13 protein-coding genes are annotated in these 14,619 nt (G+C 46.5%); 9 read left to right on the top strand and 4 right to left on the bottom strand.

Features of this window, described 5'->3' with window-relative positions:
• Nucleotides 1–181: 181 nt before the first annotated feature.
• Entirely contained in the window at nucleotides 182–1,006 is an 825-nt protein-coding gene (locus ICN17_RS10315) for a uroporphyrinogen-III synthase (protein ID WP_216237549.1), read from the top strand.
• Here the strand turns inward: ICN17_RS10315 and ICN17_RS10310 are convergent.
• Complete coding sequence (locus ICN17_RS10310) at nucleotides 1,003–1,575, bottom strand: chorismate lyase (RefSeq protein ID WP_216237546.1); 573 nt, start codon at nucleotides 1,573–1,575, stop codon at nucleotides 1,003–1,005. The genes ICN17_RS10315 and ICN17_RS10310 overlap by 4 nt on opposite strands.
• A 2-nt stretch (nucleotides 1,576–1,577) precedes the next feature.
• Complete coding sequence (locus ICN17_RS10305) at nucleotides 1,578–3,083, bottom strand: DEAD/DEAH box helicase (RefSeq protein ID WP_216237544.1); 1,506 nt, start codon at nucleotides 3,081–3,083, stop codon at nucleotides 1,578–1,580.
• Between the two features lie 250 nt (nucleotides 3,084–3,333).
• Here ICN17_RS10305 and leuE point away from each other — a divergent pair, with 250 nt between their 5' ends.
• Nucleotides 3,334–4,011, top strand: a complete 678-nt coding sequence (gene leuE, locus ICN17_RS10300) for a leucine efflux protein LeuE (protein WP_216237542.1) — start codon at nucleotides 3,334–3,336, stop codon at nucleotides 4,009–4,011.
• On the opposite strand, the gene ICN17_RS10295 is transcribed toward leuE, so the two are convergent.
• Nucleotides 4,012–5,409 (bottom strand): coniferyl aldehyde dehydrogenase, encoded by a 1,398-nt coding sequence (locus ICN17_RS10295; RefSeq protein WP_216237541.1) that lies wholly within the window; start codon nucleotides 5,407–5,409, stop codon nucleotides 4,012–4,014.
• Between the two features lie 48 nt (nucleotides 5,410–5,457).
• Here ICN17_RS10295 and msrA point away from each other — a divergent pair, with 48 nt between their 5' ends.
• The gene (gene msrA, locus ICN17_RS10290; RefSeq protein WP_216237539.1) at nucleotides 5,458–6,030 is read left to right on the top strand and encodes a peptide-methionine (S)-S-oxide reductase MsrA; all 573 of its coding nucleotides are present in this window, start codon (nucleotides 5,458–5,460) and stop codon (nucleotides 6,028–6,030) included.
• Here the strand turns inward: msrA and pdxH are convergent.
• Complete coding sequence (gene pdxH, locus ICN17_RS10285; RefSeq protein ID WP_216237536.1) at nucleotides 6,027–6,662, bottom strand: pyridoxamine 5'-phosphate oxidase; 636 nt, start codon at nucleotides 6,660–6,662, stop codon at nucleotides 6,027–6,029. The two genes, msrA and pdxH, sit on opposite strands and share 4 nt — an antisense overlap.
• A gap of 20 nt (nucleotides 6,663–6,682) precedes the next feature.
• Between pdxH and ICN17_RS10280 the strand changes: the two genes are divergently transcribed.
• From ICN17_RS10280 to ICN17_RS10255, 6 genes are all read left to right on the top strand, one after another.
• Complete coding sequence (locus ICN17_RS10280; RefSeq protein WP_216237534.1) at nucleotides 6,683–7,435, top strand: ThiF family adenylyltransferase; 753 nt, start codon at nucleotides 6,683–6,685, stop codon at nucleotides 7,433–7,435.
• A gap of 246 nt (nucleotides 7,436–7,681) precedes the next feature.
• Nucleotides 7,682–9,064: an amino acid permease gene (locus tag ICN17_RS10275; RefSeq protein ID WP_216237531.1), complete on the top strand. Its 1,383-nt coding sequence runs from the start codon at nucleotides 7,682–7,684 to the stop codon at nucleotides 9,062–9,064.
• Nucleotides 9,065–9,076: 12 nt separating this feature from the next.
• Nucleotides 9,077–10,195, top strand: coding sequence for an alanine dehydrogenase (gene ald / locus ICN17_RS10270; protein WP_216237530.1), 1,119 nt, complete (start codon nucleotides 9,077–9,079; stop codon nucleotides 10,193–10,195).
• 107 nt (nucleotides 10,196–10,302) lie between these two features.
• A complete protein-coding gene (locus ICN17_RS10265) occupies nucleotides 10,303–10,878 on the top strand; it encodes a TMEM165/GDT1 family protein (protein WP_216237527.1) in 576 nt (191 codons plus the stop codon).
• A 52-nt stretch (nucleotides 10,879–10,930) separates the two neighbouring features.
• Nucleotides 10,931–13,540, top strand: a complete 2,610-nt coding sequence (pepN, locus tag ICN17_RS10260; RefSeq protein WP_216237525.1) for an aminopeptidase N — start codon at nucleotides 10,931–10,933, stop codon at nucleotides 13,538–13,540.
• Nucleotides 13,541–13,609: 69 nt separating this feature from the next.
• The gene (locus ICN17_RS10255) at nucleotides 13,610–14,608 is read left to right on the top strand and encodes a class 1 fructose-bisphosphatase (protein ID WP_216237523.1); all 999 of its coding nucleotides are present in this window, start codon (nucleotides 13,610–13,612) and stop codon (nucleotides 14,606–14,608) included.
• The last annotated feature ends 11 nt before the right edge of the window (nucleotides 14,609–14,619 follow it).

Raw genomic sequence — 14,619 nt, 5'->3', positions numbered from 1 at the left:
CTGCAAATTCGCTCTTTTGTCGCGAGCACTGATGGCAAAGCCATCTGCCTAGCCCATGGCAAAGGAGTAGTGCAATCACTTGCCGATGCAGAAGCACTAGGTTTGGCTGTTGCCCAAGATTTACTAGCGCAAGGTGCGGCGGAATTGATTCCGAAGATTACTAAATAAAATCATTGCAGCGATGAGCACTAAAACCATCATCATCACTAGACCTAGCGGGCAAGCGCGACAGTTGATAGAGGTTCTCACGAATAGCATCGAGCAAAGTGGCGTTGCTAAGCGTAGCCTCCCAGAAATAGTCTCATTGCCATTGCTAACTATTGTGCCTAAGACAGATGATCGGCTTGCAGATCACATGGCTACCGCTTTAACAGATGCAGATCTTGCAATCTTCGTTAGTCCCAATGCTATTGAATGTGTGATGCGTTTATTAGAGCGTGATTGGCAAGAATTTTCTAAGAAGATTATTCCAGTCGGTGTAATGGGTGGCAGTAGCAAATTGGCACTTCAAAATCATGGCATTGGCCAAGAAAAAAATCCTACGCCTGTCATCATTCCTCAGAATAATGAGCAGTGGGATTCAGAGGGTTTATGGCATGAGTTACAAGCTCTTGGCTGGGACTGGAATCACAAGAAGGTCATTATCTTTAAAGGCGAGGGTGGTCGTGAGTGGTTAGCTGACACCTTAGTAAAAGCAGGCGCAACGGTTGAGGCGATTTCTACATACACTCGCGTACCGTTAGATCTTGATAATCCTGCTTGGCACGCAATTCATGAGATGGATTTCTCAAAATCACTTTGGTTACTCACATCATCTGAAGCAGTACGTTATTTAGGTCAAGTGCTTCAGGATCAATTTCATCAGGGTCTACAAAGTGCAAGTGCCTTATGCTCACACCATAATATTGCGGATGCGGCTGAGCAGGTTGGATTTGGAGAAGTATTTACCACCGACCCTGGTGACGAGGCTCTCATTAAAGCCAGCTTAGCCTGGCTAACGATCTAAGCTTTTGAGAATCGAAGTAAGGCTGGCAAAAAAATTTCATTTACCAGAATTGGATGTCCTTTGAGTTTATAAAGGGTGCGACGAGCCCACAGGGGTGAACTCAATTCAGGATAATTCTTAGAGCACTTTTTCCACAAAGCACTACTCTTATCTAAGCGTGCAATATCTCGCGGCGGCTTTGCTTTGGAGTGTTTGCGTGTTTTAGCAAAGAGCACCGCTCCCAAAGGCTTGCTGCCAAGCCGCAGCACCGCATGATTGCTGCCACTAGAGCTCAAAGTAGGAATAACGCTATGCGCCATCACCAAAGGAATATTGTTTGCGCATAAAAGCACTTCACGTACTCTACAGCGTCTAATCTTGAAGTGGAAATAGCGACTTTCGTCACTATTTAGTGATTGAGGGCAGTCTCGTAAAACTTGAACTTCGAGTTTTTGACCAATAGCTTTCTCAATTTTTTGGGTGAGTGACCCAGTATCGCTAAGCCAGAGTTGCCACTTTCGTGGCGCCCGATGAATTCCACCGGAACCGACTCGATTCCATGAAGAACGGAGACGATTACGGTGAATCATATTTAGCTGCCGCTAAAGTTCCGACGTTGACCGCCAGACTTTGGTTTAGCAAAACGTGGGCCTGCAGGACGTGCCGGACGTGAGTCAGCGGAACGAGCAGGGCGTGAATCAGCGGAGCCATTCGAACGGGCTTCGAAATGATTGCCTGAGCGATTACCACCGCCTGAGCCACCACCACCAAAACGCGATTCAGAACGTGCGCCTGAGCCATAACGACCACCACCGCCACCACCAGAACGACCGCCACCGCCACCACCAGAACGACCGCCGGGACGACCACCGCCTCCACCAAAGCTTGGCTTGGCTTGTGGCTCAAGACCAGCGATGACTGAAGCTACGATATCTTGCTGTGTAAAACGCTCGATATTGCGAATCTTCGCGCGATCGCGATGTTCAACCAAAGTGATTGCTACGCCATTGCGACCAGCACGACCAGTACGACCAATACGGTGTGTGTAGTCTTCTGGTTTCATTGGCAAGCCAAAGTTAATCACGTGACTAATACGTGGCACATCAATACCGCGAGCCGCTACGTCAGTTGCTACCAAAATCTTGGTATGACCTTTACGTAAGGACTCTAGGCGACGCATACGTACAGCTTGAGGCATTGCACCGTGTAGGGCAGTTGCTTCATAACCATTTGCACGCAATGTGTCAGCGATTTTTTCGCTTTCAACTTGGGTGCTTGCGAACACAACTGCTTGATCCAAACTAGCATCAGCCAAAATGTGCTCAAGTAATTTATGTTTATGTGACATGCTGTCAGCCCAATGCAGCTTCTGTTCGATGTTAGCGTGCTTTTCGCCTGCATGAGCAAGTTCAATTCGCTTAGCATCTGTAGTCAATGCATTTGCTAGAGACATAATCTTTGGCGCAAAGGTCGCAGAGAACATCAAAGTTTGCTTGCGACCCGCACAACGCTTATCAATTGCCTCGAGATCGTCAGCAAAACCCATGTCAAGCATGCGATCAGCTTCATCAATGACGAGTTGCTTTACATCATCTAAGCGAATTGCTTTGCTATCGCACAAGTCGAGTAAACGACCTGGGGTTGCAACAACTAACAAGGCACCTTTCAGAGCTTGGATTTGTTTGCCATAAGGCATGCCGCCCATGACAGTTGCAATACGGATTCCCTTCATGCCACGAACTAAGTTCACCGCATCAGCAGTAACCTGTTGAGCTAATTCACGAGTAGGACAGAGCACTAATACTTTAGGTTGTGCGCGACCTGGTACAGGTGAATTATTCGGGTTATCTTCGATGAGTTGATTAATCAAAGGCAATAAAAAGGCTGCGGTTTTACCGCTACCGGTTTGGCTGCTGACCAATAAGTCACCACCAGCTAAAGCAGCAGGAATAACCTGTGCTTGCACGGAAGTGGCTTGGGTAAAACCCAGTTCAGCAACGTTTTTTAGGAGTGGTGCCGCTAGGGCGAAATTCTGGAATTCATTTCCAGCGCTTTTTGAGTCTTTCGACTCGTGTTTAGTTTCTTTAGAAAAAGTCATGCTATTACACATCCCCTCAAAGGGATGTCTCCGTATGTTGCATCCATGGTTTTATGGGATGCGATGGTCAAAGGCATCGACCATCAGACAGGCGGCAGCGCGTTTTATGAACTTCGGTGTTTATGACTTCTAAACGGTACGCTGAAATATAGCTGGGGGGCGATGAATCAAATTGCTTTAAAAAGCCTCTCATTATGACAGTTTGAGGGGGTGATTACAAGGGTTTTCCCGAATTAATTATGATGGAGAGATGGAATTTTTCTCTTTAGACCTATTCAACCCTTCAAACGCAGGAATTGTTGATTTCACGAGCTATTTGCTCGGCACCCTCTTCATCATTTTATTGCCGGGTCCCAACTCACTTTATGTCTTAACTACTGCAACGCAAAGAGGATGGAAATTTGGGGCTTGGGCAGCGCTGGGCATTTTTATCGGTGATTTAGTTTTGATGCTTGCAGTTGCCTTGGGCGCTAGTTCATTGTTAATGTCATCACCAGTGCTTTTTGCCATCATCCGAGTTCTGGGTGCGGCCTATCTAGCCTGGATGGGGATTGGCTTGCTGCGGAGTGGTCAACAGCGTTGGGCATTGGGCAGACCTTCAGAAGTTTATGAAATCCAAGCGCGTCTTATGCAATTACATCCATTCACAGCGGCACTTCTTTTATCACTGACCAATCCTAAGGCAATTTTTTTCTTCATCGCCTTCTTTTCACAGTTTATTCGCCCCGATTTTGATAATCCTGCATATACCTTTTTATATCTAGCAACCGTTTTGCAGCTGATGAGCATGACCTATCTGGCGGCCTTGATTTGCATAGGCCAATTCTGCTCAAGATTTTTTGAGAGTCATCCACGCTGGGGCGCTAGTCTCTGGATGTTGGCGGGGCTGTTATTTATTGGATTTGCTCTACGCCTATTAATTGCTTAATTACTTTAGCTGCTTTAAGAGGCGCTCAGTCTTTTTTCCATAGGGCGGTCGAGCAGGTTTAGTGCCCTTGAGAAGATTGCTGCCCAAAAAGCCACGTACTTCCAAAATAGGTTTTGCATGGCTGAAAGTATCGAAGCCCGTTTTACCGTGATAGGAACTCATGCCGCTAGCACCAATTCCACCAAATGGTAAAGACTCTACAGCGGCGTGCAATAAGGTGTCATTAATTGTCACACCACCAGAGCGAGTTTCATCTAGAACGCGCTGCATATTCTTCTTTTCTTTGCCAAACCAGTAGAGGGCTAAGGGGCGTGGTCTGCTGTTAACATAAGTAACGGCTGCGGCAGTGTCTGCAATAGTTACGATTGGCAGAATGGGGCCAAAAATTTCTTCGTGCAGAACGCGAGCTTGAGGCGGCACATCAATCAGTAGAACAGGCGCAAACCTTCTAGCTCCAGCGGATGGATTTTTGAGTAGTGGAATGGCTTTTGCACCGCGATCTAGCGCATCACTAACTATGTGTTGCCAATATTGCAACTGATCATCATCAATGGGGCCTGTGAGCTCTTCAGGATTACTAAATTGAGTTTGGGCTTCAGTCTGTAGCGCTTCAATAAATGCCGTTTGATTGCTTTGTTCAGTCAGAATGTAATCAGGGGCAATACAAGTTTGACCACTATTGAGTAGCTTGCCATAAATAATAGCGGCAGCTGCATCTTGAAGTTTGGCGCTTGGATCAATGATGGCTGGCGTTTTGCCACCAAGCTCTAAGGTCACTGGAGTGAGGTTTTCGGCAGCAGCACGCATTACTTTTTTACCAATGGCTTCTGATCCGGTAAACAGGAGATGGTCAAATGCTAGTGCAGCGAATTGTTCTGCTACGTCAACGCCACCAGTGCTAACGCAAAATTCACTTGGGTGAAAATATTCTTGAATCAATCCCGCTAAAAATCCAGAGGTGCGAGAGCTACGATCAGAAGGCTTGAGCCAAACCCGATTTCCAGCAGCAAGTGCAGCAATGGCAGGAACTAGGGCCAATTGAATGGGGTAATTCCAGGGGCTCATGATCCCAACCACACCAATTGATTGACTTTGAAGCCATGCTTCCGTAGAGCCCATATAAAAGGGAACCTCTATTTGCACAGGCTTCATCCATTCTTTGAGATGTTTGCGGGTGTACTTACAGGCCTGATACACCATCTGAAATTCAGCAAGGCGCGTTTCAATAGGGTGGCGAACTCCAAAGTCTGCCGTCAACACTTTGCAGATCTTTTCTTCATTGGCTTCAATCATTTTCTCGATTCGGCCAATACGCTCCAATCTGACCTCAAGGCTGGGATTTGGCTCAGCAGCATAGGCTGCTTTAATTTCATCAAGCTGGATGGTGAAGCGATTCATAGTTTTTAATAGTTGGCAGATATTGAAATAAGGCATTAGGATAAAGCCATGAACGAAACCCTTGATAAAAACCAAACCACTTTAGAGCGCGCAACTTTGGGCGGCGGCTGTTTTTGGTGCCTTGAGGCTGTTTATCAGCAAGTTTCCGGGGTTAAATCAGTCGTTTCTGGATATGCTGGAGGCACAAGACCTAATCCCACATATGAAGCGATTTGTACTGGCGTTACAGGGCACGCGGAAATTGTGGACATCCTCTTTGATCCCCAAGTCATTTCCTTTCGAGATCTATTGGAGATCTTCTTTGTGATTCATGATCCCACGACATTGAACTACCAAGGTAACGATCATGGCACTCAATATCGATCGGTCATCTTTACGCACAGCGATGAGCAATCCAACATTGCGCACGAGGTAGTTAAAGAGCTTGACGATTCTAAAATTTACTCTAGGACAGTAGTGACACAAATTGATGCGGCACCTACGATTTTCCCTGCTGAGGACTATCACCAGAATTACTTTGCGCAACACCCTAATCAAGGTTATTGCATGGCAGTGGTTGCGCCTAAGTTAGCAAAGTTCAGGGCGAAATTTAAAGCGCTGATAGCGCCGCAATACTCTTAAGGAGCTAGGCGGTTTACTTGCCAAGTCGATCCATTGAACTTGTAGTGAATGCGATCGTGTAACCTGGAAGGGCGGCCTTGCCAGAATTCAATTTCAGTTGGGCGTAAGCGATACCCGCCCCAATGCTCGGGCCGTGGTGGGGTATTTCCAAACTCTGCGGTGAAGCGTTTCTCAGCTTCCTCCAAAAACTCACGATTTGGAATGGCTGAACTTTGTGGGGAAGCCCAAGCGCCAATCCGTGATGCAGGAGGCCTAGAGTGGAAGTATTCATCACTTTCTGCGGCGCTCACTCGCTCTACAACTCCTTGAATTCGCACTTGACGCTCTAGTTCATGCCAATGAAAAAGCAGTGCGGCTTGAGGTCGGATCGCCAATTCTTTGCCTTTTTGGCTCTTATAGTTAGTAAAAAAGGTGAAACCGTTTTCGTCTGCGCCTTTTAGTAAGACAATACGAGCTGATGGATTACCTGCTTTATCGGCTGTAGCCAAAGTCATGGAATTGGGTTCAGGGCACTCCGCTCTCACAGCTTGGTCAAACCAAAGTTGAAAAAGTGGAATTGGATTACCCGGAACGTCAGTTTCTGAAAGCTGGCCAAAGGTATAGTTTTTACGAAGTTGAGCAATAGAGTCCATTATTTCAGTATAAAGAAGCTATGGCAGAAGACAAGATAGAAGAAAGTACCGAAGATCGTCGTTTTGGCGGGGTCTCTAGACTCTATGGCTCAGAGCTGCGTGAGCGTTTTCGTAATGCTACGGTGGTGGTGGCTGGTCTAGGTGGGGTTGGCTCCTGGGCAGCTGAGGCATTAGCTCGAACCGGAATTGGTCACCTTGTCTTGGTTGACTTTGATCATATTGCGGAGAGTAATACTAATCGTCAATTACATGCTCTCGAGGGTCAGTACGGCAAGGCCAAAGTTGAGGCGATGACGCAGCGTATTTTGCAAATTAATCCAGAGATCACATTAACTCCTTGCGATGAATTTTTAACTCCAGAAAATTTAGATGTACTCATACCAAATAATGCATTGGTATTAGATGCTACGGATTCAGTGCAAACCAAAATTGCGTTATCGGTATGGGCAAATAAAAATAATCGTGCACTAGTCATGTGTGGAGCTGCTGGCGGTAAGACTGATCCAACCTCGGTGCGTTGTGATGATCTCTCTCGAACTGAGCAAGATGCCTTATTGGCAAAAGTAAGACAAGGACTCAGACAAGATCACGGCTTCTCCAGAAACTTAAAGAAGAAAATTGGGATTCGTGCGATTTACTCCCATGAGCCTAGGGCTGGCGCTGCGAATGGTGGCTTAGCGTGCTCGGGATATGGTTCTACCGTGATGGTGACTGCGGCCTGCGGCCTTGCAGCTGCTGCTGAGATTTTGAATCTCATAGCTGCCCAAGCTTAGCTACAACTTTACTTGCACTAATTCCTTAAGGGGATTCCCTGTAGGAAATTACTGATTATTTTGCAATCAGAAATTATTTCTGACTTTCCTTGCTCTTGATTTAAAAGACATTTCTCATTTAAGCAATTTCCTTTTTATATCTTTAATCACTTTAGGTATTTTTATCCCCTAGTACATCTGCCAAGCACTCCCTAGACTCTGCTTCGTTGGTAAATCAGCCAATGACAAATCGAAAGGAGGTCTCTTTTGCAGACTGAACACACTGGCTTAAAACGCCATCTCAAAGTAAGACACATTCGCTTGATGGCATTAGGGTCAACGATTGGCGTTGGTTTATTTCTAGGATCAGCAAGTGCAATCAAAATTGCTGGGCCGTCGATTCTCTTGGGCTATTTACTAGCAGGAATCGTTGCCTTTATCGTATTGCGCGCACTTGGTGAAATGGCGGTGCATGAGCCTGTCGCGGGATCCTTTGCAGCTTATGCCAACAGCTATGTGGGCCCATTGGCAGGTTATATGGTCGGCTGGGGCTATTGGACGTATTGGGTTGTGGTTGGCATTGCTGAGGTCACTGCGGTTGGTATTTACATGGGCATTTGGTTCCCAGAAACGCCACAGTGGGTCTGGGCGCTGTCTTCGATCGTGATGATGGGTTTAATCAATCTCATCGCCGTCAAAGTATTTGGTGAATTTGAATTCTGGTTTGCCTTAATTAAGGTAGTAGCAATTATTGCCATGATTGCTCTCGGTGGATCAGTGATCTTGTTTGGTTTTACCAATGATTGGCAGCCGATTGGTTTGAGTAATCTATGGCAACACGGTGGCTTCTTCCCGAATGGTATTAGTGGAATGTTGCTCTCACTACAGATGGTCCTATTTGCCTATGTTGGTATTGAGATGATTGGCTTATCTGCTGGTGAGGCAGAGAATCCGCGCAAAACAATCCCCATGGCAATTGACTCACTAGCGTGGCGCATCTTGATTTTCTACATGGGAGCCATCTTGGTCATTCTGGCGATTTTCCCTTGGAACGAAGTAGGTCAGCAGGGTAGCCCCTTTGTGGTGATGTTTGAGCGTATTGGTCTGCGGGAAGCCGCTGGCTTGATTAACTTTGTTGTCATTACTGCGGCGCTGTCATCATGTAATGCCGGGATCTTCAGTGGTGGCCGACTCTTGTACTCGCTATCGAGCAATGGTTACGCTCCAGCCCCGTTTGCAAAGTTATCAAAGTACGGCGTTCCCCATCGAGCAGTGATCGTCACCGTTGCGGTCTGTATGACAGGCGTTGTCTTGAACTACTTTGTGCCTGATAAGGCATTCCAATACATCATGGCTGCAGTGACCTTTGTTGGTTTGATGGTCTGGATTGCGATCTTATTTACGCAACTTCAATTCCGCCGCTCATTAACTAAGGCCCAGGCCGCTGAACTTGCGTATCGCACTCCTTGGTATCCGTATTCCTCATGGTTTGCTCTGGCATTCATTTTCTTGGTAGTTGTGCTGATGGGTTTTCATGAGGATGCACGGATCGCTTTGTTATTAGGGCCGTGTCTATTAGCGGTGTATCTGGCGATGTTTTATATCGTTGGCTTACACCATAAAACAAAAAGTAATCGTGAATTTAAATAAAGGGAGATAACAATGATTATTGGTGTACCGCAAGAAGTTAAAAATAATGAGTTCCGAGTTGGATTAACTCCGGGAAATGTCAGGGGGCTTTGTAAACAAGGCCATACCGTTCTGGTTCAGCGGGGTGCGGGTGAGCAGATTGGCCTCACAGATGAGTCTTATCGAATTGCTGGTGCTTCCCTGATTGATAGTGCGGCAGAAGTGTTTCATAAGGCCGAGATGATTGTGAAGGTCAAGGAGCCTCAAGCACAAGAGTGTGCAATGCTCCGCGAAGATCAGATTCTGTTTACTTACCTACATTTAGCGCCAGATCCAAAGCAGACCAAGGCTTTGCTTGATTCTGGCGCCACTTGCATTGCCTATGAAACAGTAACTGCTGTGAATGGGGCTCTGCCACTATTGGCGCCGATGAGCGAGGTCGCTGGTCGCATGTCGATTCAGGCTGCAGCCTCTCATTTAGAAAAAACGCATGGCGGCTTGGGCGTACTGATGGCAGGTGTACCGGGTGTATCTCCAGCGAAGATCGTAATTTTGGGTGGCGGGGTCGTAGGACGTAATGCTTTGCAAATGGCTGTCGGTATGGGCGCTGATATTTGCATCTTTGATCGTGACATAGATCGCTTACGTCAGATCGATATGCATTACGGCAACCGCGTAAGAACCTTTTATTCTGATAACTTACTAATAGAGCAAGAAGTCTGTGAGGCAGATGTTGTAATTGGTGCAGTGTTGCTGCCCGGTGGCGCAGCGCCAAAGTTGGTTACCCATGAGATGGTGAAAAAAATGAAGCCAGGCTCAGTAGTGGTGGATGTGGCAATTGATCAGGGCGGATGCTTTGAAACTTCTAGGCCTACTACACATGCTGACCCCACTTTCTTAGTAGATGGTGTATTGCATTATTGCGTTGCCAATATGCCTGGTGCGGTTGCAAGAACCTCCACTTTTGCATTAACCAACGCCACCTATCCATTTGTAGAGGCCTTAGCCAACCGTGGTGTTATGAAAGCCTTATCGATAGATCATCACTTGCGAAACGGTCTAAGTGTGCATAAGGGGGCATTAACCTCTCAACCAGTGGCTCTAGCACAAGGCCTAGACTTTTCTTTGGCAGAAGAGCTCTTGCTTGCTTAAGCTGGTTTTATAGAGATTAGTAGTTCTTGTGGCTTGTGGGTACGCTGGGGATTTAAACTATCCTCAACGTACTACTGATTGCTGTATTTACTGGAACCACTACCTTCATGGATGTTTCTGCTCTAGCCCTCTCTACTGGCGTTGTCGCCTTAGCGGAGATGGGTGATAAAACTCAACTTCTCTCTTTGATGTTGGCGGCACGCTATCCCAAGCAGGCCTTAGCAATTATTATGGGCATATTGATTGCCACTATTGCTAATCATGCTTGCGCAGCTTTGCTGGGCCATTGGCTCACGACTTTGGTTTCTCCAGATGTGATGCGCTGGATTTTAGGTTTGAGCTTCTTAGGAATCGGGCTATGGCTCCTTGTCCCGGATCATATTGACGATGCAGCCGGATCAAAGGTAGCTGATCGTGCATGGCAAGTATTTCTGCTAACGGTTGGCCTATTCTTCTTGGCTGAGATGGGGGATAAGACCCAAATTGCAACGATTGCTCTAGGTGCGCGCTATGAAGATGTTTTCTCTGTAACGGTTGGCACCACATTAGGGATGATGCTGGCCAATGCTCCAGCAGTCTGGATTGGTCAAAAATTTACCAAGCGTATGCCCATTAAGTGGGTGCATGCCGTTGCCGCCGTGACCTTTATTGCCATTGGTATTGCCACGCTGATCTGGGGTTAGTAGCCCTAATGGCGAGTCTGCAGCGACTCTAGCCAAGGCTTAAAATAAACCCATGAAAACTGATCTGCCACAGAGCTTTCGTCGGCTCGAATACCGTCCTCCTGTTTATACCTTTGATCAAGTAGAGCTTGATATAGCTTTAGATCCCGCACGTACGATTATCAAAAGTCGGATTGAGGTCTTGCCAGGCAAGAGCTTTGAAGCAGGGGCACCATTAGTGTTGGTTGGCCAAGAGTTGGAGTTTGTGAGTTTGCGTATTAATGGAGAGGCTCATCGCCACTTTGAGCTCACCCCTGAATTTTTGACTATTCATTCTTTGCCAAATGAAGGTAAGGATAAATTCATTGTTGAAATCATTTGCGTTTGTGTTCCTGAGAAAAACACCTCTCTCATGGGCCTATATGTTTCGAATGGAAACTTCTTTACGCAATGTGAGGCTGAAGGCTTCAGAAAGATTACTTACTTCCTAGATCGCCCTGATGTAATGGCACGCTATCGCGTGACATTGCGTGCCCGCGAAGCTGAGTACCCCGTTCTTTTGTCAAATGGCAACTTACTCAATACTGAAAAATTGCCAAACGGATGGCATAGCGCTACCTGGGAAGATCCATTTCCCAAGCCATCTTATTTATTTGCGCTGGTGGTCGGTAAGTTAGAGTGCGTTGAGGAGACTATTACTACTAGCAGTGGCGCGAAGAAGCTCTTGCAGATCTGGGTGGAGCCCCATGATCTGAAGAAAACACGTCATGCCATGGATTCTTTAATCGCCTCGATTCATTGGGATGAAAAACGTTTTGGCCTGGAGTTAGATTTAGAGCGCTTCATGATTGTGGCAGTGGGTGACTTCAATATGGGCGCGATGGAAAACAAAGGGTTGAATATATTCAATACCAAGTTTGTACTCGCACAACCTGAAACGGCAACCGATGCAGACTTCGCCAATATTGAAAGCGTTGTTGCACACGAGTATTTCCATAACTGGACTGGTAACCGAGTAACTTGCCAGGATTGGTTCCAGCTATCTCTCAAAGAAGGCTTAACGGTATTTAGAGATCAAGAGTTTTCTGCTGATCAAATGGGTAGTGAATCGGGCAGGGCGGTTAAGCGCATTGAAGATGTCCGTTTGCTGCGTCAACTGCAGTTCCCTGAAGATGCAGGTCCGATGGCTCACCCTATTCGTCCAGATGAATATCAGGAAATTAGCAACTTCTATACCGTGACTGTGTATGAGAAGGGCTCAGAAGTAGTTCGCATGTATCAGACCTTACTCGGTAAAGAGGGTTTCCGTAAGGGTATGGATTTGTATTTCAAGCGCCATGATGGCCAGGCGGTTACTTGCGATGATTTCTTGCTGGCAATGGCAGATGCTAATGGCAGAGACCTCACCCAATTTAGAAATTGGTACAGCCAAGCAGGTACCCCGAGAGTGAAAGTTCAAGAGCATTACGATGCGAGCAAAAAACAGTATCAAATCACATTGACTCAAAGCTGCGCCCCAAGTCCAAGTCAGTCTGAGAAAAAACCTTTTCATATTCCACTGAAGATGCGCTTGATTACTAAAGGTAATGATCAAGTAGAGCAGTTATTAGAATTGATGCAAGCCAATCAAACTTGGACTTTTGACAATATTGATGAGCGCCCAGTGCTGTCGATTAATCGGAATTTCTCAGCCCCAATCCATTTAGATTTTGAGCAAAGTGAAGCTGACCTTTTGACGCTGCTCTCATCCGATGATGATCCCTTTAGCCGCTGGGAAGCTGCTCAGAGGCTAGCGATGCAAATGATTTTGAACAATCGTTTGCCTGATGAGAAATTGATTAATGCCTATCGCGATCTCTTGCTAGACCCTAAGCTGGATCCAGCCTTTAAAGAGCTTGCCTTGACGCTACCTGCAGAGTCATATCTTTACGAGCAGTGCGCTAGCGTAGATCCACAGAAAATCTTTGCCGCACGCCGTGCATTCCGCAGAGAAATTGCGAAGCAGTTGCAATTAGAGTGGGCTGCAATCTATCAACAAATGCAAACACCGGGGCCATTTAAGTCTGATGCAGTCGATTCTGGTAAGCGCGCTCTAAAGAACCTAGCTCTGAGTATGTTGCTGGAAGCCAATAAGGATGTTTGGGCGCTAATGGCAGTAAATCAATACCGCGTTGCTGACAATATGACTGATCGCTATGCTGCTTTAGCTGGCTTGGTGACTCATGGGGCGAAGGAAGCAAAAGACTGCTTGATTGATTTCTATGAGCGCTTTGCTAATGATGCCTTGGTCATTGATAAGTGGTTTGGATTGCAATCAAGTCGTCCACCCGTTGATGGTCTTGAGTCAACCCTGGGCGATGTCAAGAAATTACGTGAGCATCCTGCATTTAAGATGAATAACCCGAATCGCGTCCGTAGCGTGATTCATGCTTTCTGCTCCAATAATCCTGCAAGCTTTCACCAGGCGGATGGCAGTGGTTACGAGTTTTGGGCTGATAGCGTTCTGGCTTTAGACCCAATTAACCCTCAGGTTGCAGCTCGCTTGGCGAGAGCCTTGGATCGCTGGCGTTTATTTGCCCAACCCTATCAAGATAAGATGAAAGCAGCTCTAGAGCGCGTGGCAGCATGTCCAACCCTTTCTCCAGATACCCGAGAGGTGATTGGCAAGGCTTTAGGTAACTAGTCTTTTGGATAACAGGGCAAAATAGAGTCCTAAAGAACGTCATTAGCATTAACCATTGGAGAAATACTTTTGTCCTCAAGCACCAATAACAACTTCAAGCAATATTTAGTAAGCGCTAAACCTAAAGGCGTCGCTATTCCTGCTGGCCTGCAAGATTTATTGCTCGCAGTAGTCAATACCTGCTCGACCTTAAGTCATGAAGTAGCCCAGGGTGCTTTGATTGGTTTGCTAGGTTCTGCTGGTAGCGGTAACGTACAGGGTGAAGTACAGCAAAAACTCGACATCATTGCTAATGACCAATTAATGGATGGCGTCAAAGGCTGCAAATCACTTGCTGGTCTTGCCTCTGAAGAAATGGAATTGCCTGTACCAGTGCAGGGAACCGGTGATTACCTACTCTTGTTTGATCCACTCGATGGCTCATCTAATATTGATGTAAATGTTTCTATTGGAACCATTTTTTCCATTCTCAAGAAGCAAGATCCTAATACGCCTTTGCAGACCTCTGATTTCTTATTATCAGGACGTCACCAAGTGGCTGCTGGCTACGTGGTTTATGGCCCGCAAACTACAATGGCTCTGACTTTAGGTGATGGTGTGGTGATGTTCACCTTAAATAAAGAGACTGGCGAATTCTTATTAATTAAAGATGCTGTGACTATCTCCCCTGCTACCAAAGAGTTCGCAATCAATATGTCCAATATGCGTCACTGGGCTGATCCGGTGCGCCGTTATGTTGAAGAATGCTTGGCTGGCACCACGGGTGTTCGTGACAAAGACTTCAATATGCGCTGGATTGCATCCATGGTAGCTGACGTGCACCGCGTGTTATCTCGGGGTGGCGTATTTATGTACCCTTGGGATAAACGTGATCCAAAAAAGGCCGGGAAGTTGCGCTTAATGTATGAAGCCAATCCAATGAGCTTCTTGGTAGAGCAGGCTGGTGGCGCTTCCATTAATGGTACTCAGACCATTATGGATCTAGAGCCTACAGGTTTGCATGAGCGTGTCTCAGTGATGTTGGGGTCTAAAGAAGAAATTGATCGCTTACGGCAATACCATTCGTAAGCGATAGCCCA

The sequence above is a fragment of the Polynucleobacter sp. 73C-SIWE genome, assembly GCF_018882465.1.
Lineage (GTDB): Bacteria > Pseudomonadota > Gammaproteobacteria > Burkholderiales > Burkholderiaceae > Polynucleobacter.
Note: the sequence above shows the minus strand (reverse complement) of the source record. Positions and strands in the feature narration are given on the sequence as shown.